The sequence below is a fragment of the Kosakonia sp. S57 genome (assembly GCF_016516575.1).
Lineage (GTDB): Bacteria > Pseudomonadota > Gammaproteobacteria > Enterobacterales > Enterobacteriaceae > Kosakonia > Kosakonia cowanii.
This window is the reverse complement of sequence record NZ_JACVUL010000002.1, coordinates 20,612-43,803: the sequence shown is the minus strand read 5'-3', so window position 1 is coordinate 43,803 and position 23,192 is coordinate 20,612. Positions and strand designations below refer to the sequence as shown.

Here is a 23,192-nt window from a genome sequence, read left to right as displayed (position 1 = left end):
AAAACGCCGGGGAAATACTTAGCGGAAGAGGTGCTGCGCATGGAAGCGCAGATGATCTTCAATAAACGAGGCGATAAAGAAGTAGCTGTGATCGTACCCCGGCTGAATGCGCAGGGTCAGCGGCCAGCTTTTCTGCCGCGCCACTTCTGCCAGCCGCGCTGGCTGGAGCTGATCGGCGAGGAACTGATCGCTGTCCCCCTGATCGATAAGGGTCGGAATGGCGTCACCTTCGCCGCTTTCCAGCATCAGCGCACAGCTGTCCCACTCGCGCCACTGGCTGGCATCCTCACCTAAATAGGCAGTAAAGGCTTTCTGCCCCCACGGCACCTGTAACGGGTTCACAATCGGCGCAAAGGCCGAGACGCTGGTGTAACGGCCCGGGTTTTTCAGCGCCATTATCAGCGCGCCGTGGCCGCCCATTGAGTGACCGCTGATTGCCGCCTGGGTGCTGACGTTAAACTCGCTCTGGATAAGGGCCGGGAGTTCGTCGCGCAGATAATCAAACATTCGGTAGTGCGCGGCCCACGGCTGCTGCGTGGCGTTGAGATAGAAGCCGGCCCCTTTACCCAGATCGTAGCTGTCGGCGTCAGCCACCTCATCGCCGCGCGGGCTGGTGTCCGGCATCACCAGCACAATGCCCAGCTCAGAGGCGACGCGCTGCGCCCCGGCTTTGGTGGTGAAATTCTCATCATTGCAGGTCAGGCCGGAGAGCCAGTAAAGCACCGGCGGGCGCGCATCGCTACGCTGCGGCGGTAAAAAGATGCTGAACGTCATGGCGCAGTTCAGGACGCTGGAGTCGTGACGCCAGCGCTGCTGCCAGCCTTCAAAACAGCGGTGCTCTTCGAGCAATTCCATGCGGGGCTCCTCAGGTTTCACAGAGATAAACAGAGTGATAACCCTGCATAATACAGATAATTCACGCCGCTGTGAGTAACTTTCACTTCCGCACTTGCGCAACATACTGCATTATAAACATAACTTTACATTAACATTTGGGGGCTGGGATGGCGCTACGCGTCGCGCTGTGCGGTTTTATCGTGCTGGTGGTGGTGATGGGTATTGGCCGCTTTGCCTTTACGCCGCAGGTGCCGTTGATGATCCGCGACGGCCAGCTCACCCTCACCAGCGCCGGGCTGGTGGCAGCCATTAACTACCTGGGTTATCTGCTCGGTGCCTGGGATGCGATGCGCGCGAAGCGGCATATCGAAGTGCGCCTGTGGCTTGGCATTGGCGGCGCGGTGCTGCTCACTTTCCTCTCTGCGCTGGCAGACAACGCGCTGCTGCATGGCGCAATTCGGCTGATTATCGGCGCGATGAGCGGCTGGGGAATGGTATTGATTGCCGCCTGGACCAATGAGCGGCTGGCCCATGCCGGAAAGCCGGGCCTCAGCGCGGCGGTGTTTGCCGGGCCGGGCGCGGGCATCGCGTTAAGCGGGTTGCTGGCGGTAGCGATTCAGGCCAAAGGCTTAAGCGCTGCGTCAGCCTGGCAAGTGTATGGCGTGCTGGCGCTGCTGCTGGTGGCGCTGATTGCCCGCTACTTGCCGAAGCCCGGTGAGTGGCACCGCCCGGAGGCGAAGACGCAGCCTCTGCACCTGACCACCGATCTGAAACGGCTGGTCTGGAGCTATAGCCTGGCCGGGTTTGGCTATATTCTGCCCGCCACCTTTTTGTCGCAGATGGCGGCGCTGCGCTTTCCCGGCAGCCTGTTTGCCCAGTTTGTCTGGCCGGTTTTTGGCCTCGCGGCGGTGATCGGCATTGGCCTTAGTATTCTGCTGCGCCACTGCGGGCAGAGCCATCAGCGGCTGGCGATAGTCCTCTGGTTGCAGGGCGCCGGCGTGCTGGCGGCCTGGCTTCTGCCGGGGTTGAGCGGTCTGGTGTGCGGCGCGGTGCTGGTCGGCGGCGGTTTTCTCTGTGCGGTGCAGCTTTCACTGCTCTATGGTCGCGAGCTGGCACCCTATCACGCGCGTTATATGGCGGGGCTGCTCACCACCGGCTATGCCGTCGGGCAACTGGTCGGCCCGATGACCTCCGCGCTCTCGACCTGGCTTACCGGACGCCTTGAGCCGGCGCTCGGTATCGCGGCGGTTGCGCTGGTGATTGGCGGTGTTCTGGTGTGGAAACGTCGCGCCTGAAAGGCAGCGGCAATTTCAATAATTATCCCCGGCGGGCTGGATTATGTGCGCGACCTCACGCACAATGTTGCCTCACTTCGCCGCAACACGCGAAGCACGCCATACCTGCAGGAGAAGAAGAAAATATGTCATCACTCAGTAAAGAAGCGGCGCTGGTGCACGAGGCGCTGGTTGCCCGTGGTCTGGAAACCCCGCTGCGCCCCCCGGTGCAAATGGATAATGAATCCCGTAAACGCCTTATCGCCGGCCATATGACCGAGATCATGCAGCTGCTCAATCTCGATCTGAATGATGACAGCCTGATGGAAACGCCGCATCGCATCGCCAAAATGTATGTCGATGAGATCTTCTCCGGTCTTGATTACGCCAATTTCCCGAAAATCACCGTCATTGAAAATAAGATGAAGGTCGATGAGATGGTGACCGTGCGCGACATCACGCTTACCAGCACCTGCGAACACCACTTTGTCACTATCGACGGTAAAGCGACCGTGGCTTACATCCCGAAAGAGTCGGTGATTGGCCTGTCGAAAATCAACCGCATTGTGCAGTTCTTCGCCCAGCGCCCGCAGGTTCAGGAACGCCTGACCCAGCAGATCCTCACCGCGCTGCAAACCCTGCTTGGCACCAACAATGTCGCGGTATCGATTGATGCGGTCCATTATTGTGTGAAAGCGCGCGGCATTCGCGATGCCACCAGCGCCACCACTACCACCTCACTCGGTGGCCTGTTTAAGTCGAGCCAGAACACTCGCCAGGAGTTCCTGCGCGCCGTTCGCCACACTAACTGATTGCAGGAGCCGCCGACATGGGAAGGAGCGTCACGCTCGATTTTATCCGTGGCCTCGCCATTCTCGGCATTCTGCTGCTCAATATCACCGCCTTTGGTCTGCCGAAGGCGGCCTATCTTAATCCCGCCTGGTATGGCGACATCACCCTGCATGATGCCTGGACCTGGGCGCTGCTCGACCTTTTTGCGCAGGTAAAATTTCTCTCGCTGTTCGCCATTCTCTTTGGTGCGGGGTTGCAGATGCTGCTGCCACGCGGCAAGCGCTGGATCCAGTCGCGCCTGACGCTGCTGGTGCTGCTCGGTTTCATTCACGCACTCTTCTTCTGGGAAGGCGATATTCTGCTGGCTTATGGCCTGGTAGGGCTTATCGGCTGGCGAATGATTCGCGATGCGCAGAGCGTGAAAGCGATGTTTCATACCGGCGTAGTGCTCTATCTCATCGGCATTGTCGTGTTGCTGCTGCTGGGGGCGATCTCCGGTACCACGCCAAACCGCTCCTGGCTGCCCGATGCCGCCAATGTGCAGTATGAAGCCTGGTGGCGCACCAGCGGCACGCTGGTGGAGGGGCTGAGTAACCGCAGCGATCTCTTGTCAAACGCCTTGCTGGCGCTCGGCGTGCAGTATGGCTGGCAGCTGGCCGGGCTGATGTTGATTGGTGCTGCACTCATGCGCAGCGGCTGGATGAGAGGGCAGTTCCCGCTGCGCCACTACCGGCGCGTCGGCGCCGTGCTGGTGGTGACGGGAATGGCAGTGAATATTCCCGCCATTGTCGCCCAGTGGCAGCTCGGCTGGTCTTACCGCTGGTGCGCCTTCTTTTTGCAGGCCCCGCGCGAGCTGAGCGCGCCAGTGCAGGCCATCGGCTATGCGGCGCTGGCGTGGGGCTTCTGGCCGCAAATTTGCGCCAGTAAACTGGTGAGCGCAATCGCCTGCGTCGGGCGTATGGCGCTCACTAACTATCTGTTGCAGACCCTGATCTGCACCACGCTGTTTAACCACTTCGGTCTGTTTATGCGCTTTGACCGCCTGCAACTGCTGGCGATCGTCCCCGCCGTCTGGGCGGTTAACATCCTCCTCTCCGTGCTCTGGCTCAGGCGTTTTCGTCAGGGCCCCGTCGAATGGCTGTGGCGACAACTCACCGCCCGTGCGGCGGGCAGCGCATTACCGCCTACAAGCAGATAACGATCTGGATCACAATCGTTAACAAATGCGATGTAACCGTTTCCATTGATGTGATGCCTCTCACGTAGCAAAGCCACCGCGACTGCCAGAATAGCCTCCTTACTTTACCCAGGGGGTGCCTGTGACGTGCCGCCATTCAGACAAGGTGGGAAATAATGATCACCATTCGTGACGTTGCCCGTCATGCGAACGTCTCCGTCGCGACGGTTTCCCGCGTACTCAACAACAGCGCCCTGGTCAGCCAGGAGACGCGCGAAACCGTGATGCAGGCGGTTGCCCAGCTCGGTTATCGCCCCAACGCCAACGCCCAGGCGCTGGCGACGCAGGTGAGTGACACCATCGGCGTGATCGTAATGGATGTCTCCGACGCCTTCTTCGGTGCGCTGGTCAAAGCGGTGGATACCGTCGCGCAGGAACATCAAAAGTATGTGCTGATTGGCAACAGCTACCATGAGGCGGAAAAAGAGCGCCACGCCATTGAGGTGTTGATACGTCAGCGCTGTAACGCCCTGATTGTGCACTCAAAAGCGCTCAGCGATGAAGAGCTGACGGGCTTTATGGAGCAGATCCCCGGCATGGTGCTGATCAACCGCGTAGTGCCCGGTTACGCCCACCGCTGCGTCTGCCTTGATAACGTCAGCGGGGCAGTGATGGCGACGCGCATGCTGCTGAATAACGGTCATCAACGCATCGGCTACCTCGCCTCCAGCCATCAGATTGAAGATAACGATTCGCGCCGCGAAGGGTGGTTCCGCGCGCTGGAAGAGCAGGGCATTGCCGCGCCGGACAGCTGGGTTGGCACCGGTTCGCCGGATATGCAGGGCGGGGAGGCGGCGATGGTAGAACTGCTGGGGCGCAATCTGCAATTGACCGCCGTTTTTGCCTACAACGACAGCATGGCAGCGGGTGCGCTGACGGCGCTGAAAGATAACGGCATTGCGGTGCCACAGCATTTGTCGCTGATTGGTTTCGATGATATTCCCATTGCCCGTTACACCGATCCGCAATTAACCACCGTGCGCTACCCGGTGGCGTCAATGGCGCGGCTGGCTACGGAGCTGGCGCTACAGGGGGCGGCGGGCAAGCTCGATCCGCAGGCGGCACACTGCTTTATGCCGACGCTGGTACGCCGTCATTCCGTGGCGTTGCGACAAAGTGTGGCGCCGATCACTAACTCGTAATGCGTCGCGATGTAACCGTTTTCAATCTGTGAGTAAATTCACAGTATCTTAACAAGGCGCTGACTATGATGTCAGCGTTTTGGAAGCTGAAACACGATGTAACGGTGAGTATTCATTTTTAATGAAACGTTCACGTAAAAGCATCGGATAAAGCGATCTTCTGGAGCGTTACCGAACACGGACGATTGAATTTTTTTAGCGTGGACGTCGGGTGTCAGTAACCTCTTCTTAACATACTGACCCGCCGAGCACTATTCACTAGCACTACCCTGCATATAATAAAACCGGAGATACCATGAATAAGAAGGTGTTGACTCTGTCTGCTGTCATGGCAAGCATGCTGTTTGGCGCAGCCGCACACGCAGCGGATACCCGTATTGGTGTGACCATCTATAAATATGACGACAACTTCATGTCCGTTGTGCGTAAGGCGATTGAGAAAGACGGTAAAGCAGCACCGGATGTGCAGCTGCTGATGAACGACTCCCAGAACGACCAATCCAAACAGAATGATCAGATCGACGTCCTGCTGGCAAAAGGGGTTAAAGCCCTTGCCATCAACCTGGTTGACCCGGCTGCGGCGGGTACGGTGATTGAGAAAGCGCGCGGCCAGAATGTGCCTATCGTCTTCTTCAACAAAGAGCCTTCCCGCAAAGCGCTGGATAGCTATGACAAAGCTTACTACGTCGGCACCGACTCCAAAGAGTCCGGCGTGATTCAGGGCGACCTGATTGCCAAACACTGGGTGGCAAACCCAGGCTGGGATCTGAACAAAGATGGGCAGATTCAGTTCGTACTGCTGAAAGGCGAGCCGGGCCACCCGGATGCTGAAGCGCGTACCACCTACGTGATTAAAGAACTGAACGATAAAGGCATCAAAACCCAGCAGCTGGCATTAGATACTGCAATGTGGGACACCGCCCAGGCGAAAGACAAAATGGATGCGTGGCTCTCTGGCCCGAACGCCAACAAAATCGAAGTGGTGATTGCCAACAACGATGCGATGGCAATGGGTGCGGTTGAAGCGCTGAAAGCCCACAACAAATCCGCCATTCCGGTATTTGGCGTCGATGCACTGCCAGAAGCACTGGCGCTGGTGAAATCGGGCGCGATGGCCGGTACCGTGCTGAACGATGCCAACAACCAGGCGAAAGCGACCTTCGATCTGGCGAAAAACCTTGCTGATGGCAAAGGCGCGGCAGATGGCACCACCTGGAAAATTGAGAACAAGATTGTCCGTATTCCTTACGTCGGTGTTGATAAAGACAACCTGGCGCAAATTACCGGTAAATAAGATTTAGTTCGACCGTTCTCACTGGGCGTATTGTTTAATACGCCCTTTTATAAAAATGATATGCCAGGCCAACAAGGTAGAATTATGGTCAGCAATAATACTCAGTCGTCAGGTGAATTCTTGTTGGAAATGAGCAATATCAACAAGTCCTTTCCCGGCGTAAAGGCGCTCGATAATGTCAATTTAAAAGTCCGTCCTCACTCTATTCATGCATTGATGGGTGAAAACGGTGCGGGTAAATCGACATTATTAAAATGCCTTTTTGGGATCTACCAAAAAGATTCCGGCAGCATTCTATTTCAGGGTAAAGAGATCGATTTCCACTCCGCCAAAGAGGCGCTGGAAAACGGTATTTCGATGGTGCACCAGGAGTTGAACCTGGTATTACAACGTTCGGTGATGGATAACATGTGGCTCGGGCGTTACCCGACCAAAGGCGTGTTTGTCGATCAGGATAAGATGTACCACGACACGAAAGCCATCTTCGATGAGCTGGATATTGATATCGATCCCCGTGCGCGTGTCGGGACATTATCCGTTTCCCAGATGCAGATGATCGAAATTGCGAAGGCATTCTCCTATGACGCCAAAATCGTCATTATGGATGAGCCGACCTCATCGCTGACCGAAAAAGAGGTCAACCATCTGTTTAAAATTATCCGCAAGCTGAAAGAGCGTGGCTGCGGCATTGTTTATATCTCGCACAAGATGGAAGAGATATTCCAGCTGTGCGATGAGATTACCGTTCTGCGCGACGGTCAGTGGATCGCTACCCAGCCGCTGGAAGGGTTGGATATGGATAAGATCATCGCCATGATGGTCGGTCGCTCCCTGAACCAGCGCTTCCCGGACAAGCACAACACGCCGGGCGAGACCATTCTGGAGGTGCGTAATCTCACCTCTCTGCGTCAGCCGTCGATCCGTGATGTGAGCTTTGATCTGCGTAAGGGCGAAATTCTCGGGATTGCCGGGCTGGTGGGTGCTAAACGTACCGATATCGTGGAGACGCTGTTTGGTATCCGTGAAAAATCGGGCGGTACCATTAAGCTGCACGGTAAGGCGATTAATAACCATACCGCCAATGAAGCCATTAATAACGGCTTTGCCCTGGTCACCGAAGAGCGTCGCTCGACGGGTATTTATGCCTATTTAGATATTGGATTTAACTCATTAATCTCCAATATCCAGAACTACCGTAACAAAGTGGGCTTGCTGGATAACAGCCGCATGAAGAGCGATACCCAATGGGTTATTGACTCGATGCGGGTAAAAACGCCTGGCCACCGTACGCAAATTGGTTCCCTTTCCGGCGGTAATCAGCAGAAAGTGATTATTGGACGCTGGTTGTTAACCCAGCCGGAAATTTTGATGCTTGATGAACCGACGCGCGGTATTGACGTGGGTGCGAAGTTTGAAATTTATCAGCTGATTGCTGAGCTGGCGAAAAGAGAGAAGGGGATCATTATTATCTCCTCTGAAATGCCTGAGTTGTTAGGCATCACTGACCGTATTCTGGTAATGAGCAATGGCCTCGTTGCTGGAATTGTTGATACTAAAACGACAACGCAAAACGAAATTCTCCGTCTTGCGTCTTTGCACCTTTAAGATCAGGGGCTCCTCATGAGTGCGTTAAATAAAAAGACTTTTCTCAATTATCTGAAAGATGGCGGTATTTACGTCGTTCTTTTAGTGTTGCTGGCCATTATTATTTTCCAGGACCCTACGTTCTTAAGCCTGCTGAACTTAAGTAATATTCTGACCCAGTCTTCGGTGCGTATTATTATCGCACTCGGCGTCGCGGGCCTGATTGTTACCCAGGGCACCGACCTCTCTGCCGGACGTCAGGTCGGGCTGGCGGCAGTGGTGGCGGCAACGCTGCTGCAATCGATGGAGAATGCCAACAAGGTGTTCCCGGAGATGGCAACAATGCCGATTATCGTGGTGGTGCTGATCGTCTGCGTTATCGGCGCGATTATCGGCCTTATCAACGGTATTATCATCGCTTACCTGAATGTGACGCCGTTTATCACCACGCTGGGTACGATGATTATCGTGTACGGTATCAACTCCCTGTACTACGACTTTGTCGGCGCGTCGCCGATCTCGGGCTTCGACAGCGGCTTCTCCACCTTTACCCAGGGCTTTATTGCGCTCGGCAGCTTCCGCCTCTCTTACATCACCTTCTACGCGCTGATCGCCGTGGCGTTTGTCTGGGTGCTGTGGAACAAAACCCGTTTCGGTAAGAACATTTTCGCTATCGGCGGCAACCCGGAAGCGGCAAAAGTGTCTGGTGTGAACGTCGCGCTGAACCTGCTGATGATTTATGCCCTCTCCGGCGTCTTCTACGCCTTCGGCGGGCTGCTGGAAGCGGGCCGTATCGGCTCGGCGACCAACAACCTCGGCTTTATGTATGAACTCGACGCGATTGCCGCGTGCGTGGTGGGCGGCGTCTCCTTCAGCGGCGGTGTCGGTACCGTGCTGGGCGTGGTGACCGGTGTGATCATCTTTACCGTTATCAACTACGGTCTGACCTATATCGGCATCAACCCTTACTGGCAGTACATCATCAAGGGCGGGATCATTATCTTCGCCGTGGCGCTGGACTCCCTGAAGTACGCGCGCAAGAAGTAATCTTTCTGCTCCGCTCTCAAGCCCGCCCTGTGCGGGCTTTTTTATTGCTCTGCTATTAGAAAACTTCATCTATTCGACATGGAGAAATCCCGCGTCGCTGCTACGCTTTATTAAGTCCCAACATTTATAAGGAGATTAGGATGAAGAATGAATTCGCTTTTCCGGCATTCCCCGTCACTGGATGGCAAGTGGGCGCGGTAGACAAGCAGCAGAGCATCGTTGTGAAATTTGGTTACAGCACTTCGCCATATGGCCCGGGTGCATCGACTTTTGACTCGCAGTTTTTCAGCTTAACCCCCGATATGGTGCGCAGCCTGATCTACGATTTGCAGCGCAGCCTGACGGAGCATGAAATCGAGCACGAAAAAGTCGCCTGAGTTTCCCCTTTTTACCTCCGCAAAGGCACGTGTCATGCAGCTTGCGCTGCGTTGTCGTGTGCCTTGTTTGTGCTTTTAAAATCCCGCTCTGCGCGCATCTTATTGAAGAACCGATCAAATTTAAGGGGATTCTGAAGGCCTTCATCGCAGCGGCTACATACGCTTAAAGGACAATCTTTGAGAGTTGTGATTGCAGCTCAAGGGGCGCTTATGAATTTTGTTTTTTTTAGAGTTGACCACGCACCGCATGAAAAAACCAGTCAGGTGAATTTCGTTTTAAAAAATGTTGAACTGCTTCGTGATGGCGAAGTGATTGCTGTAATCGGCGATCTCACCGTCACGTCATTGCCGTTTTTCTACTTCTGCTCGGTGCAGACCGGGTTTCGCAAGATCGAGTACAGAATGGCTAACAACCCGCCGGCACGCATCACCTGCAGCGCAGGCTATCTGAAAACGGGTGACTATCTGGTGGAGACGCCGGAAGGGGAGAAGGTGATGCAGTTTAATGCGCTAAACGGCACATGGACGCTGGAGCGGAATGCCTCTGCCGTCATCGATCACCAGGGATTTCTTGCCCGTGATTTCACGCTTGTCCGCCCGGCGAAAAGCAGTGGCCGTACGGTGCCCTTCAATTAATCCGCTCTGCTACTTCTTTTTTTGCATATCAACTAACTGCTCGGCCGTGACTGCCGGATAGCCCTGAGCATCCTCCGGCACTTCATGCATCGCAGGGATCGGCACCAGAGGCCCAAGGAAACGGGGTTCACGTTTAAACAGATAGAGATCTGCAATCGTCCCGAGCCGGGCGCCAAATTCGCGCGCCCGCACGCTCCACATATCTTTAGGCGACGGCACGGCGTAACACTGCGCCTGAATGCCTAAGTGGCGGGCGATAAACAGCGCGCGTTCACAGTGGAAGCGCTGGGTGATAATAATGAAGTCATTGGTATCAAACACCTTGCGGGTGCGGACAATCGAGTCCAGGGTGCGGAAACCGGCGTAATCGAGCACGATATCCGCAGGATCAACGCCGCCAGCGATCAAATCTTTGCGCATGGTCACCGGCTCGTTATAGCTCTGTTGTGCGTTATCACCGCTCAACAGCAGGTAGTTCACCTTGCCGCTGTTATAGGCGTTAAGGGCACCCTGAATGCGGTAGCGGTAATATTGGTTGATCACACCGGTGCGGTAATATTTGGCAGTGCCAAGCACCACGCCGACCTGACGCCAGGGGAGATCCTGCAGGTCGTCGTAGATATAGGGGGCGGTTTTCCAGCTCATCCAGCGATCGAGACCCAGCGCGGTTAACACCAGCAGACCAATCAGGACTATCAGGCTGTAAAAAACACGCTTTAACATGAAGCAGGCTCGGTAAGGGATTGAAATTGCACTCAGGCTACTTTACCCACACCGCAAGCGCAAGAAACGGCAGCTCAATCGCGCTGTTTTTCATCACTGCGGCCTTAACCGCAGTGATGCGCATCATAGCGTTACGCGCTCAACCGCTTCGCAACCTAACGCACGCAGCGTTGCCGTTGTTGCATCCCACTGCGTTAACGGCGCGTCAGCGCGTTCCGCCAGTACGGCGCGCGTAATATCCGGGTAGTCGAATCCGCTCAGGCTGAGCAGGTTAAGCGCGCCCTGCAACGGCGGCAGCGTTGGGTTAAACGCCGCGTTCTCCGCATAACGTCCGCTGAAGATCTGCCCATCGTGGCAGAGCAGAGCAACGCCGGAAGGGGAGTGGGTATAAGGGGAGTGGCTCTGGCTGGCTGCGGTAATCGCCGCCTGCGTCAGCGCATCGCCGCGCGGGGCGAAACCGTGATCCTGGGCGTCCATCAGCAGGGTTTTAATCTCAAGATCTTTCGGCCCGAAGGCATCCGGCAGGTAATCACCGAGCGTATGCGGCGTGCGGCCTGGCAGATTAATGCGCAGCGAAAGCCCGCTGTTGAGTTCATTCATAAACTGTCGGCAGTGGCCGCACGGCGTGTAGTTTACAGTCACCGATTCCAGTGCGGTCTCACCGCGCAGCCAGGCGTGGCTGATGGCGCTCTGCTCAGCGTGCACCGTCTGCTGCATGGTGGCACCGATAAACTCCATATTGGCACCGAAATACCAGCTGCCGCTGACGCCGCGGGCAATCGCGCCAACATTAAAATGGGAGAGGTCGGTGCGGGCGCAGGCGGCAGCGAGGGGCAGCAGCGCGAAGGCCAGCGCATCGGCATCGAGCTGTGTCGCGCTTTGCAACGTTGCCACCTGCTCCGCGCTCAGCATAGCGGGGAAGTGTTCATCCGCCAGCAGAGGCGCCAGCGCGGTCTGAAGTTCACCCGGCAGGCCGGAAAAAGCAGTGTGAAAACGGGAATGCATAGCAGTGCCTCATAGCAGTGTATTGGAGAGACAGTGTACGGGCCTGCTTTGCTTTTATATGTGATTCAAATCACACTATTTATGCAACTAATGAAACGCATTGAAGAATTGCGCGACACATCGCAAATTTTAACCCCACAGCGCAATCAGCAGCGGAAAAAGGAACGGCGCGATAAGCGAGGTGATAATCCCGCAGATCACCAGCGCCAGCGAGCTGAAGGCGCCCTCCTGGTAATCCAGCTCCGCGCTGCGCGCGGTGCCCAGCGCGTGCGAGGCGGTACCCATTGCCAGCCCGCGTGCCGATTTGGTCTTGATGCCCATCAGGTTGAGTAAGGTGTGCCCGAAGACCGCGCCTAGCACGCCGACAAAAATCACGCACACCGCGCTGATTGCCGGAATGCCACCAATGCTGCCGCCCACCGCCATCGCAATCGGCGTGGTAACGGATTTCGGTAATATCGAGGCGGCAATCTCCGGCGTTGCCCCCATCAGCAGCGCGATAAGCGTCCCGCTGATCATCGCCACCAGGCTGCCAATAAAGCAGATGGTAATAATCGATTTCCAGCGCGCGCGGATCTGGTGCAGCTGTTCATAAAGAGGAAACGCCAGCGCCACGACTGCCGGTTGCAGCAGATCGTTGAGCACTTTACTGCCCTGGAAGTAGTGATCGTAGGGCGTACCGGTCAGCAACAGCAGCGGTATGATCACCACCATCGCGATAAGTAAAGGGTTAAGCAGCGCCAGCTTAAAGCGCGCGGCCAGTTTGCGGGCAGCGAAAAAGACCGCCAGCGTTAACGGCAGGGACCACCAGATATAGGCCATCACTCTTTTGTTTCCTCACGACCGGCCACTTTACGCTCGCCGTGTACCAGATGGGTACTCCAGCTCACCACTAAAAAGACCACCAGCGTGCTTACCGCGCAGGAGACCACAATCGGGCCGAACTGCGCGCGCAGCACGTCGTAATACTGCATAACGCCGACGCCAATAGGCACAAACAGCAGCGCCATGTAGCGAATAAGCAGAAAACAGCCGGGATTGACCCACTTCGCCGGCAGGATTTGCAGCGCCAGCAGGACAAACATAATCAGCATGCCAATAATGCTGCCTGGAATGGCGATCGGCAGCAGAGAGGCGACAAAAATACCCGCATATAAGCAGGCATAGATGAGTGCGAAGGCTCGCAGGTACTGCCAGATGATTATCAGTGATTTATTCATGGTGGAAATCCTTGCTGAAACGCATTCATCATACAATTAAAGCTAAAAACGTGCTACCGATCACATCATGAATTTTGAGCATACCAGACATCCCATTTGGTTAAATTATGTGTTCAAACCGGCCAGAGTGTGAAAAAAAGGGGCGCTAAGCCTTCAGCGCTCGATGATAATGGCACTTTCCTCGCTACCGGAGAGCGGCTACTATGTCGCCTCATTTTTTCGGGGTGATTTATGCGTGTATTACTGGCTCCAATGGAGGGCGTGCTCGATTCTCTGGTGCGCGAGCTGCTGACTGACGTTAATGATTATGATCTCTGCATCACCGAGTTTCTGCGCGTGGTCGATCAGCTGCTGCCGGTAAAATCCTTCCATAAAATCTGCCCGGAATTGCAGCGCCAGAGCCGCACCTCCTCCGGCACATTAGTGCGCGTTCAGCTGTTGGGTCAATATCCGCAGTGGCTGGCGGAAAATGCCGCCCGCGCGGTTGAACTCGGCTCGTGGGGGGTTGATCTGAACTGCGGTTGCCCGTCGAAACTGGTCAACGGCAGCGGCGGTGGGGCGACATTGCTCAAAGATCCGGAGCTGATTTACCGCGGTGCGAAGGCGATGCGCGAAGCGGTGCCGTCGCATCTGCCGGTGACGGTGAAAATTCGTCTTGGCTGGGAGAACTCCGCCCGCCAGTTTGAAATTGCCGATGCGGTAGAGCAGGCGGGTGCCAGCGAACTGACGGTGCATGGCCGCACGAAAGAGGATGGCTATAAAGCCGAGCGCATCAACTGGCAGGCGATTGGTGAGATCCGCCAGCGCCTGTCGATCCCGGTTATCGCCAACGGTGAAATCTGGGACTGGCAGAGTGCGCAGGCCTGCATGGCAGCGACCGGCTGTGATGCGGTGATGATTGGCCGCGGCGCGCTCAATGTGCCAAACCTCAGCCGGGTGGTGAAATATAACGAGCCGCGCATGCCCTGGCCTGAAGTGGTTGCGCTGCTGGCGAAATACAGTCGGCTTGAGAAGCAGGGTGATACCGGTTTGTATCACGTTGCCCGTATCAAGCAGTGGCTGGGCTATCTGCGCAAAGAGTACGCTGAAGCTGGCGATCTATTTGCGGAAATTCGCACCTACAAAACCTCTCAGGATATTGCGGCAGCTATTGCGCGCGTCGAAATATAGGATCCTGCAACGCTACGATGTAATTGCCTCAATTCGTAGCGTTATCTGAGTCACACTTTTACGCTCTTACCTAAATTGCTCGTAGATTATTTCCATGTGGGATGGTATTTATTTACCCACACCATCTCAGGGTTGTTACTGTTAAACAGGCAAAACCTAAACCATCAAATTCACCGCTTGTGAATTTTGGGTTTGGGTTTTTTTGTTTTGATGGTGTGCATAAATAAAAGCTGTAAAGCAAATAACTATAAGGAATTGTCTGAGCCTTACGCGTTAGCACTATTTTTAACGCGGCAGTTGCGGCCAGCAATATAAAAATGGAATAGAAATGGCACATATTAAATTCGCCTTACCTTTGGCGTTCCTGTCAGGTATTAGCGGTACTTGCGCTTTTGCTAATAGTGAACTGCCCAACACTCAGGGTTTTATTGAAAATAGTCGGTTCGATGTCACGTTAAAAAATGTCTGGATGATTAATACTAATAACCAGCACTCAGAAGCCGGTATTGGTGACCAGAAAGCGTGGGCACAGGGCGCGCTGCTTGATTATCAGAGCGGCTGGTACCGGGATGCTATCGGTATTGATGCCTCATGGTATAGCGTGGTCAAGCTCTACGCGAACAAAGACTTTGCCGGGCGCGATCTGCTGCGCGATAACAACGGCCATGCGGAAGGGTTCAACAAAGTTGGGCAGCTTTACGCCAAGCTCAAATGGGAGGATGAGCATGCGTACGCCAGGCTCTACGCGGGCTGGAAGCAGCTTTATAAGTTTGGCACGCTCAGCGTCACGCGCAGCCGGGCCGCACCAAGTTCATGGCAGGGGGTAAGTCTTGAGAGCGGCATTGGCGATCTCTCTGCCCGCGCCGCCTGGGTCACCCGTTTTTCAGAACGTGATGAACCGGAAAAGCGCCGCATTTATACTTTAAAAACTAATAAGCCCATCGATCATATTGTTACCGGTGATATAAGCTGGAGTCCTGATAAAAATACCCGCGTAAGCTGGCTGGCAGGCGAAAGTGATAATTATCTTTTGCGCCAGGGAATAGAGGCGCAATTTGCGTTGCCGCTGGCTGAAAAAGAGTCTCTGTTATTACGCAGTGCCTGGTATTACAATCGCGGGCTGGCAGAGTGGGAAGGCGCGCGTGGATTTACGCATAGCGCGCAGCATATTTTTGCGCTGGTGGGCTATCAATATTACGCAATGGAGTCAGGTGTCGCCTGGTCAAAAACAAAAGCGCCGTTGGATAATGGCCTCGGGCACTTTTATTGGCATATGGGTAAAAACACCCGTGGCGCATTTAATAGCCCGGCGGATGGCGAAGGCAATGATTACGTCAATGATAATGAGCAGATGATTTATTGGTACGGTAAATATGTTCTCTCGCCGGAATTGACCACAGGTATTTTCGCTAATTATGGTTTTGGGGCGAAATATCAGGGCGTCAAATTAAATCAGTGGGAGTATGGCGGTTTTATTGCGTGGACGCCGAAAGCTCTCTCTGGCTTATCGCTGTTTGCTGGCTTTGGTCCGAGCTACAGCTGGAAGCTGGTAAAAGGCAAACCCTGGCTGACGGACGATAAGCGCGATTTCCACCGTTCACATGGCCTCGGCGGCGGCATCACCATGGAATACAAATTTGGTCTGCATAATCAATAAGGAGATTCACCGTGAATAAAACGTTACTGGCACTTTTGCTCACCGCACTTGCCTCCACCGGCGCTCACGCGGCTGAACGCGCAACGCGCATTTTACTGGTCAACGACGACGGCTGCGACTCCATCGGCACGATCTCCTTACAGGAAAAACTGACCGCCAAAGGCTTTGATGTCTGGATGGTGGCACCCGCCACCAATCAGAGCGGCATTGGCTCGGCGATCACTTTCAAACCCAACAAAATCTTCGATGTGAAGAAAGTGGCGGAAAAACGCTACTGCTTCCCAGGCACGCCTGCGGATGCCATCGATTTCGGCCTGCTCGGCATTCTGAAAGAGAACCCGCCGGACCTCGTCATTTCCGGTGTCAACGATGGCCCGAACACCGGCGTCACGCAGCTTAACTCTGGCACCGTGGGCGCAGCGGTGCGCGCCGTGCGCTACGGCTACCCGGCGATTGCCGCCAGCATCGGTTACCTGTTCACGGCAGAGGAGCAAAAAGCGGGCTGGCCCAGCACGCATAAATACTGGCCGGACTCGGTCGATTATGTGGTCTCGCTGGTCGATAAGCTTCAGGCAAAACGCCAGCCCGGTCAGCCGCTGCTGCCAGCCGGCTCCGGCCTGAGCATCAACTACCCTCCGCTGGCGAAAAGCGCGGTGAAGGGTGAGAAATTTATTGGTAATGAATCCTTCCCCGAAGCGCAGCACAGCTATGTGCTGCTGGAAGATGGCCGTGCACAGCAGGTGATCAATGAAAAGATGCTGATGCCGAACGAGTCGGACACCGATACCGGCTGGCTCAACAAAGGCTATATCACCCTGACGGTGTTCGATGGCCAGTGGAATGCGCCGCAGTATGAAGCCCAGTATCAGGCCCTGTTTCGCTGATGGTGTCACACATCGGCGAGGCCGGTTTCTCTTCCGGTCTGGTTCCGGCGGGCGGCATGCGTATCGCCAAAATATTAAACAATAACGTCGCCGTGGTGCTGGACGAGCAGCAGCGCGAGCAGGTGGTGATGGGGCGCGGTATCGCATTTCAGAAGCGTCCCGGCGATCGGCTCGACGAGGGCGCGATTGAAAAGGTCTTCGCACTGCAAAGCGACGATCTGGTGCGCCGCCTGGGTGAGCTGCTCAATCAGATCCCGCTGGAGGTGATGACCACCTGCGATCGCATTATTGCGCTGGCCAGCGAACGGCTGGGGAAGTTGCAGGAGAGCCTCTATATCACGCTCACCGATCACTGCTACTTCGCCATCGAGCGGCAGAAAAAAGGGCTGCTTATCCGCAACGGGCTGCTGTGGGAGATCAAGCGTCTCTACCCGAAAGAGTTCGCGCTCGGGCATGAAGCGCGCGCGATCATCGCCAGGCGGCTCGGTGTGACGCTACCGGAAGATGAAGCGGGTTTTATTGCGCTGCATCTGGTGACGGCACAGTTAAACAGCGCGATGCCGGAGGTGATGCATATCACCCGTGCGATGCAGGAGATCCTGCATATCGTGCAGTATCAGTTAAAGCTGGAGTATGACGAAGAGGGGCTGAGCTATCAGCGCTTTGTAACCCATCTGAAGTTCTTCTCCCAGCGCATGCTGAACAGCACGGTGGTTGACGACGACGATCTCAGCCTCCACCAGGCGGTGAAAGATAACTACCCGCTGGCGTGGAAGTGCGCCGAGAAAGTGGCGCTTCACCTGGCCAGCACCTATCAGCGGCGGCTGACCAGCGAAGAGACAATGTTTCTCGCGCTCCATATCGAGCGCGTGAGGAAAGAGCAGCGCTAACTGCACCTATGGGTTGTTACTGCATTAACGTGTGCAGGCAAAACCTGAGTCCGTCGCCGCAAGGTGGCGTGGCTCAGGTTTTTTTTTACTCAGACACAAGAGGTAAGGACACAAGCATGGATTATCAAACGCTGGCGAACGTCATTCTCAGCCACGTTGGCGGCAAGGAGAACATCAGCAGCGTGGTGCATTGCGCTACGCGGTTACGCTTTAAACTCAAAGAGATGAAAAAGGCCGATGCCGACGGGCTAAAAAAAGAGCCCGGGGTCATCATGGTCGTGGAGAGCGGCGGACAGTTTCAGGTGGTGATCGGCAACCACGTGCACGACGTCTGGCTGGCGGTATGCGACGCGGCCGGGCTAAAGGAGGATGCGCCGGTCGTTGCAAGCGATGACAAAAGTTCGCTCTTTAGCCGTTTGATCGACATTATCTCGGGCATATTTACCCCCTTTATCGGCATTCTGGCCGCGTCCGGGATCCTGAAAGGCATTCTGGCGCTGGCGGTGGTCTGCAACTGGCTGACGCCAGAGAGCGGCACCTATAAAATCTGGTTCGCCGCCAGCGATGCGCTCTTCTTCTTCTTCCCGCTGGTGCTGGGTTATACCGCCGGGAAAAAATTTGGCGGCAACCCGTTTATCACCATGGCAATTGGCGGAGCGTTAACCCATCCGCTGATGATCGCCGCCTTTGACGCTGCGCAGATGAGCGGGGCGGTGAGCGAAACCTTCCTCGGCATTCCGGTCACCTTTCTCAACTACAGCGGCTCGGTGATCCCGATTATTCTCGCCTCATGGGTCAGCTGCTGGCTGGAGAAGCAGGGCAACCGCTTTTTGCACTCAGCCGTGAAGAACTTCTTCTCGCCGGTGCTCTGCATCGCCGTCACTGTGCCGCTCACCTTTTTGATTATCGGCCCGGTTGCCACGTGGCTGAGTCAGGGGCTGGCGAATGGTTATCAGGCCATCTACACCCTCTCTCCCTGGCTGGCGGGTGGCGCGATGGGTGCACTATGGCAGGTGTGCGTGATATTTGGTCTGCACTGGGGATTAGTGCCGCTGATGATCAACAACATGGCCGTCTTTGGTCAGGACTCAATGCTGCCGATCCTGCTGCCTGCGGTGCTTGGTCAGGTGGGCGCTACGCTGGGTATTTTTCTGCGCAGCCGTGACAAACAGCAAAAAACGCTGGCGGGTTCAGCCGTGGCGGCGGGGATTTTCGGCATCACTGAACCGGCGGTCTATGGCTTAACCCTGCCGCTGCGCCGTCCGTTTATTTTTGGTTGCCTGGGCGGCTCGCTGGGGGGAGCAATTGTCGGTTTTAGCGGCACACACACCTACTCCTTCGGCATGGCGAACGTTTTCTCTTTTGCTCAGATGATCCCGCCGGGCGGCATCGACGCCACGCTGTGGGGCGGTATTGTCGGCAGCGCAGCGTCGTTTATGCTGGCATTACTGCTGACCTGCATTGCCGGGCTGCCGAAAGCACCGGCAGCCGTTGCGGCACCTGCGCAAAAACCAGATACAGATGGGATGACGCTGCTGGCACCGATGAGCGGCAGCGTGCTGGCGCTGGACCAGGTGACGGATGTCACCTTCGCCAGCGGTGTGCTGGGGGATGGCGTGGCGATTATTCCGGTGGACTGCCGGGTCGTCGCACCGTTTGCCGGAGAAGTGGCCTCACTGTTTGAAACCAAACATGCGATTGGTTTGCTCAGCGATAGCGGGGTAGAGATGTTGATCCATGTCGGTATCGATACCGTCAAGCTGGACGGGAAACCCTTCACCGCGCATGTCAGCGTCGGCGACAGAGTGGAGCCAGGCGATCTGCTGCTTGAATTCGATCGCGCCGCGATCCTTGAAGCCGGCTTCGATCTCGCCACGCCCATTATCATCAGTAATAGCGAAAACTTTGCCAGCGTAAATAACGTGGCACCCACCTCTGTTCAGGCCGGGAAACCGCTTCTGGCGGTAGCCGTGTAATCAAAGGAGAAGAGAATGAAAGCATTTCCAGCAGGATTTTTATGGGGCGGTGCCATTGCCGCCAATCAGGTTGAAGGCGCATGGCAGGAGGATGGCAAAGGGCCTTCGACATCCGATATGCAGCCGAACGGCGTATTTGGGGAGCTTGTTGAGCGCCAGGAGGGCGACAGCGCGCTGAAAGATGTGGCGATCGACTTCTACCACCGCTACCCGGAAGATATCGCCCTGTTTGCCGAAATGGGCTTTAACTGCCTGCGTATCTCCATCGCCTGGACGCGTATTTTCCCTAACGGCGATGAGAGTACGCCGAATGAAGCGGGGCTGGCATTTTACGACGACCTGTTTGACGAGCTCGCAGAGCACGGCATCACGCCGCTGGTGACGCTGTCGCACTACGAAATGCCGTGGGGATTAGTCAAAGAGTACGGCGGCTGGGGCAGCCGGGAGACGATCCGCTGCTTTGAACACTATGCCCGCACGGTATTTAGCCGCTATCAAAACAAAGTGAAGCTGTGGCTCACCTTCAATGAGATCAATATGTCGCTCCATGCGCCGATGACCGGCGTCGGGTTGCCCAACAGCAGCAGCAAAGCGGAAGTCTACCAGGCGATTCACCATCAGCTGGTGGCGAGTGCGCTGGCGGTTAAAGCGTGCCATGAGATTATCCCGGACGCCAAAATCGGCAATATGCTGCTCGGCGGGCTGATGTATCCACTCAGCTGTAAGCCGGAAGATGTGTTTGAGACGCTGCAGCAGAACCGTAGCTGGGCCTTCTTTGGCGACGTACAGTGCCGCGGGGCCTATCCCGGCTATATGCTGCGCTACTTCCGTGATAACGGCATTGAGATTGAGATCACCGACGCGGATCGCGAAGCGCTGCGCACCACGGTCGATTTCATCTCCTTCAGCTACTACATGAGCGGCTGCGTCACCGCCGATGAAGCGCTTAACGAGCAGCTGCGCGGCAATATTCTCAGCATGGTGCCGAATCCGCATCTGCCCAGTTCCGAGTGGGGCTGGCAGATCGATCCGCTTGGCCTGCGCACGCTGCTGAATATGATGTGGGATCGCTGGCAGAAGCCGCTGTTTATTGTTGAGAACGGGCTGGGCGCGAAGGATCATGTGGAGGCGGACGGCAGCATTCATGATGATTACCGCATCGCCTACATGAACGACCATCTGCTTCAGGTGCGTGAAGCGATTGAAGATGGCGTCGAGATGCTGGGCTACACCAGTTGGGGGCCTATCGATCTGGTGAGCGCCTCGAAAGCGGAAATCTCCAAGCGCTACGGTTTTATCTACGTTGATCGCGAAGATGATGGCAGCGGCACGCTGGCGCGCAGCCGCAAGAAGAGCTTCTTCTGGTATCGCGATGTGATCGCCAGCAACGGCGCGAACCTGGAGTAAACGCCCTGGCAGAGCGTCAGACGATAAGCGCAGCGATAAAGGTTTTGAGCCACATCACCGCCGGATCGCTGCTGTGGCGCTGATGCCAGAGCATGGCCACTTCAATTAGTTCCGCATCGAGCGGTAACGGGCTGCGCATCAATCCACGGGTGCGCTGCCACTCATCCGCCAGCCCGGCGGGCACCGTTGCCAGTGCGGGCATCGTCTCCAGTAAACCCGGCAGCGCGGCGAAGTGCGGCGTGGTGTAGTGGATCTGCCGCTGATAGCCGCTTTTTGCCAGCAGGGTATCAAAATGGCTGCTGCTCGCTTCGCGATAGCTGACCATCAAATGTCGCTGCGCGGCAAAGGTCTGCACATCCAGCGGCGCGCTGAGTGTTAACTGCTGCGGATGCCACAGGGTGGCAAACGGCATGGTGGTTAACACTTCGCGCTCCAGCCAGCGCGGCCCGCCAACCGCGACGCTGACCGCCATATCCATTTCTCCGCCCTCAAGCCGTGTGGCATCGCTGAAGGGATCGCTTGCCACCACGTTCAGGCGGATGCCGGGCGCATGCTGCATCAGCGCCGGAATCAGCTTCGGCATCAGCCATATCTCGACCCAGTCCGCCATGCCCAGCGTCAGCGTCGCCTTTGCGGTTTGCGCATCGAACGCCGCCTGTTGAAACAGTGCGCTCTGCAACTGCTCCAGCAGCGGCAGCAGTTCACTGTGCAGTTCGCTGGCGCGGGCGGTGGGCTGCATTTTATGACCGCTGCGAATAAACAGCGGATCGTCAAACAGCGTACGCAGGCGCGACAGCACGCCGCTCACCGCTGGCTGCCCCAGATGCAATTTATCCGCTGCCGCAGAGACGCTCTGCTCGCGATAAAGCACGGCAAAAGCGATCAGCAGGTTCAGATCGATCTTGCGGAAATCATTCTCTTTGATAGTCACTATTACTCCAATCAATTGGAGTGATAGTAGCGGGCGAAGCATACTGGCGCAATGCAAAACAGGAGAGAAATAATGAAATATTATCCGCTACTGCTGGCGCTTACTGCCGCCGGGCTGACTATGCAACACGCCATCGCCACGCCGCTTTCCACCCAGCAGGCTCAGGCGCCGGGCTACTACCGGATGGCATTGGGTGACTGGCAACTCACTGCCGTCTCGGATGGGACGGTTAAGGTGCCGCTGGACAAGCTGCTGATCAATATCACGCCGCAGCGCTTACAGACGCAGATGGCGCAGGCCAATATGGCAGTGCAGGCCGAAACCTCCATCAACGCCTTTGTCATCAACACCGGTAAGCAGCTGATTCTGGTCGATACAGGTGCCGGAGCGCTGATGGGCGATGCGGGCGGGCATCTGCCGGAGAATCTGCGCGCTGCGGGGATCGATCCGGCCGCCATTGATCTGGTGCTGCTCACCCATATTCATGGCGACCACTCCGGTGGTGTGCAGCGTGATGGCAAACCGGCGTTCCCGAATGCCACCGTGCGCGTCGACCAGCGCGATGTCGATCTGTGGCTTAATCCGAAGCGGGAGTCGGAGGTAGAGGAGGGGCAACGCCACACCTTTGCCGAATCGGAACGCTCGCTACGCCCGGTGATCGATGCCGGTAAGCTAAGCACGTTCCATGCGCCAACAACAATCCTCCCCGGCATTGAGGCGATCCCGGCAGCCGGACATACGCCTGGCAGCGTGATCTACCGCGTTACGCACGGCGGAAAAACCGTGATGCTGTGGGGTGACATTATTCACGCTCAGCCAGTGCAACTGCCCGACCCCAAAGTGGCGATTCATTTTGATGTCGATCGTAAGCAGGCGGTGGCAACGCGCGAGAAGGTGCTTGCGCAGGTGGCGCGTGAAGGTGACTGGGTAGCGGCGGCGCATATCGCCTTCCCCGGAATTGGCAAAGTGATAAAAGCCGGGAACGGTTATCGCTGGGTGCCAATCAATTACAGCGCGAAGGGCGAGTAACATTTGCAAAAGGCCCGGTGGCATTAACGCGCACCGGGCCTGGATTTCCCAGGCCGGATAAGGCTTCGCCGCCATCCGGC

The 23,192-nt window shown here is 56.1% G+C and carries 21 protein-coding genes and 1 pseudogene; 16 read left to right on the top strand and 6 right to left on the bottom strand.

The annotated features are described in order from the left end of the window. Window positions 1–18: 18 nt before the first annotated feature. On the bottom strand, window positions 19–855 hold the full coding sequence (fghA, locus tag IAE48_RS02060) for an S-formylglutathione hydrolase (RefSeq protein WP_200133319.1): 837 nt from the start codon (window positions 853–855) through the stop codon (window positions 19–21). Between the two features lie 149 nt (window positions 856–1,004). On the opposite strand from fghA, the pseudogene IAE48_RS02055 reads away from it, so the two are divergent. The 9 genes and pseudogenes from IAE48_RS02055 (at window position 1,005) to IAE48_RS02015 (ending at window position 10,220) form a co-directional block, all read left to right on the top strand. Further along, a pseudogene (locus IAE48_RS02055) lies at window positions 1,005–2,154 on the top strand (YbfB/YjiJ family MFS transporter). A 103-nt stretch (window positions 2,155–2,257) separates the two neighbouring features. Continuing rightward, a complete protein-coding gene (gene folE, locus IAE48_RS02050; protein WP_042717583.1) occupies window positions 2,258–2,923 on the top strand; it encodes a GTP cyclohydrolase I FolE in 666 nt (221 codons plus the stop codon). Between the two features lie 17 nt (window positions 2,924–2,940). Next, entirely contained in the window at window positions 2,941–4,101 is a 1,161-nt protein-coding gene (gene yeiB, locus IAE48_RS02045; RefSeq protein ID WP_200133317.1) for a DUF418 domain-containing protein YeiB, read from the top strand. 155 nt (window positions 4,102–4,256) lie between these two features. Further along, complete coding sequence (galS, locus tag IAE48_RS02040; protein ID WP_054804180.1) at window positions 4,257–5,282, top strand: HTH-type transcriptional regulator GalS; 1,026 nt, start codon at window positions 4,257–4,259, stop codon at window positions 5,280–5,282. A gap of 295 nt (window positions 5,283–5,577) precedes the next feature. Beyond that, window positions 5,578–6,576: a galactose/glucose ABC transporter substrate-binding protein MglB gene (mglB, locus tag IAE48_RS02035; RefSeq protein ID WP_200133316.1), complete on the top strand. Its 999-nt coding sequence runs from the start codon at window positions 5,578–5,580 to the stop codon at window positions 6,574–6,576. Window positions 6,577–6,660: 84 nt separating this feature from the next. Next, a complete protein-coding gene (gene mglA / locus IAE48_RS02030; protein WP_042715899.1) occupies window positions 6,661–8,181 on the top strand; it encodes a galactose/methyl galactoside ABC transporter ATP-binding protein MglA in 1,521 nt (506 codons plus the stop codon). Between the two features lie 15 nt (window positions 8,182–8,196). Next, entirely contained in the window at window positions 8,197–9,207 is a 1,011-nt protein-coding gene (mglC, locus tag IAE48_RS02025) for a galactose/methyl galactoside ABC transporter permease MglC (protein ID WP_200133315.1), read from the top strand. Between the two features lie 140 nt (window positions 9,208–9,347). After that, complete coding sequence (locus IAE48_RS02020) at window positions 9,348–9,584, top strand: bssS family protein (protein WP_023479777.1); 237 nt, start codon at window positions 9,348–9,350, stop codon at window positions 9,582–9,584. A gap of 186 nt (window positions 9,585–9,770) precedes the next feature. Next, entirely contained in the window at window positions 9,771–10,220 is a 450-nt protein-coding gene (locus IAE48_RS02015; RefSeq protein WP_241175038.1) for a hypothetical protein, read from the top strand. Window positions 10,221–10,229: 9 nt separating this feature from the next. On the opposite strand, the gene sanA is transcribed toward IAE48_RS02015, so the two are convergent. From sanA to IAE48_RS01995, 4 genes are all read right to left on the bottom strand, one after another. Then, a complete protein-coding gene (gene sanA / locus IAE48_RS02010; protein WP_042715904.1) occupies window positions 10,230–10,943 on the bottom strand; it encodes an outer membrane permeability protein SanA in 714 nt (237 codons plus the stop codon). Window positions 10,944–11,066: 123 nt separating this feature from the next. Beyond that, a complete protein-coding gene (gene cdd / locus IAE48_RS02005; RefSeq protein WP_200133314.1) occupies window positions 11,067–11,948 on the bottom strand; it encodes a cytidine deaminase in 882 nt (293 codons plus the stop codon). Window positions 11,949–12,077: 129 nt separating this feature from the next. After that, window positions 12,078–12,773 carry a CidB/LrgB family autolysis modulator gene (locus tag IAE48_RS02000; RefSeq protein WP_042715907.1) on the bottom strand — a complete coding sequence of 232 codons (696 nt, stop codon included), beginning with the start codon at window positions 12,771–12,773 and terminating at the stop codon, window positions 12,078–12,080. Continuing rightward, entirely contained in the window at window positions 12,770–13,168 is a 399-nt protein-coding gene (locus IAE48_RS01995; protein WP_054804179.1) for a CidA/LrgA family protein, read from the bottom strand. Before IAE48_RS01995 ends, IAE48_RS02000 begins: the two co-directional genes overlap by 4 nt. Before the next feature lie 231 nt (window positions 13,169–13,399). On the opposite strand from IAE48_RS01995, the gene dusC reads away from it, so the two are divergent. The 6 genes from dusC (at window position 13,400) to IAE48_RS01965 (ending at window position 21,152) form a co-directional block, all read left to right on the top strand. Then, on the top strand, window positions 13,400–14,338 hold the full coding sequence (gene dusC / locus IAE48_RS01990) for a tRNA dihydrouridine(16) synthase DusC (RefSeq protein WP_200133313.1): 939 nt from the start codon (window positions 13,400–13,402) through the stop codon (window positions 14,336–14,338). 328 nt (window positions 14,339–14,666) lie between these two features. Further along, entirely contained in the window at window positions 14,667–15,995 is a 1,329-nt protein-coding gene (locus IAE48_RS01985) for an OprD family outer membrane porin (protein WP_200133312.1), read from the top strand. A gap of 11 nt (window positions 15,996–16,006) precedes the next feature. Further along, window positions 16,007–16,879 (top strand): 5'/3'-nucleotidase SurE, encoded by an 873-nt coding sequence (surE, locus tag IAE48_RS01980; RefSeq protein ID WP_200133311.1) that lies wholly within the window; start codon window positions 16,007–16,009, stop codon window positions 16,877–16,879. A gap of 56 nt (window positions 16,880–16,935) precedes the next feature. Beyond that, complete coding sequence (gene bglG, locus IAE48_RS01975; protein ID WP_094422933.1) at window positions 16,936–17,769, top strand: transcriptional antiterminator BglG; 834 nt, start codon at window positions 16,936–16,938, stop codon at window positions 17,767–17,769. Window positions 17,770–17,885: 116 nt separating this feature from the next. After that, window positions 17,886–19,745: a PTS beta-glucoside transporter subunit IIABC gene (gene bglF, locus IAE48_RS01970; protein WP_200133310.1), complete on the top strand. Its 1,860-nt coding sequence runs from the start codon at window positions 17,886–17,888 to the stop codon at window positions 19,743–19,745. Window positions 19,746–19,760: 15 nt separating this feature from the next. Continuing rightward, window positions 19,761–21,152, top strand: a complete 1,392-nt coding sequence (locus IAE48_RS01965; protein WP_200133309.1) for a glycoside hydrolase family 1 protein — start codon at window positions 19,761–19,763, stop codon at window positions 21,150–21,152. Window positions 21,153–21,168: 16 nt separating this feature from the next. Here IAE48_RS01965 and IAE48_RS01960 read toward each other — a convergent pair whose 3' ends face one another. Continuing rightward, window positions 21,169–22,083 (bottom strand): LysR family transcriptional regulator, encoded by a 915-nt coding sequence (locus IAE48_RS01960; RefSeq protein ID WP_200133308.1) that lies wholly within the window; start codon window positions 22,081–22,083, stop codon window positions 21,169–21,171. A 72-nt stretch (window positions 22,084–22,155) separates the two neighbouring features. Between IAE48_RS01960 and IAE48_RS01955 the strand changes: the two genes are divergently transcribed. Then, entirely contained in the window at window positions 22,156–23,112 is a 957-nt protein-coding gene (locus IAE48_RS01955; protein ID WP_200133307.1) for an MBL fold metallo-hydrolase, read from the top strand. The last annotated feature ends 80 nt before the right edge of the window (window positions 23,113–23,192 follow it).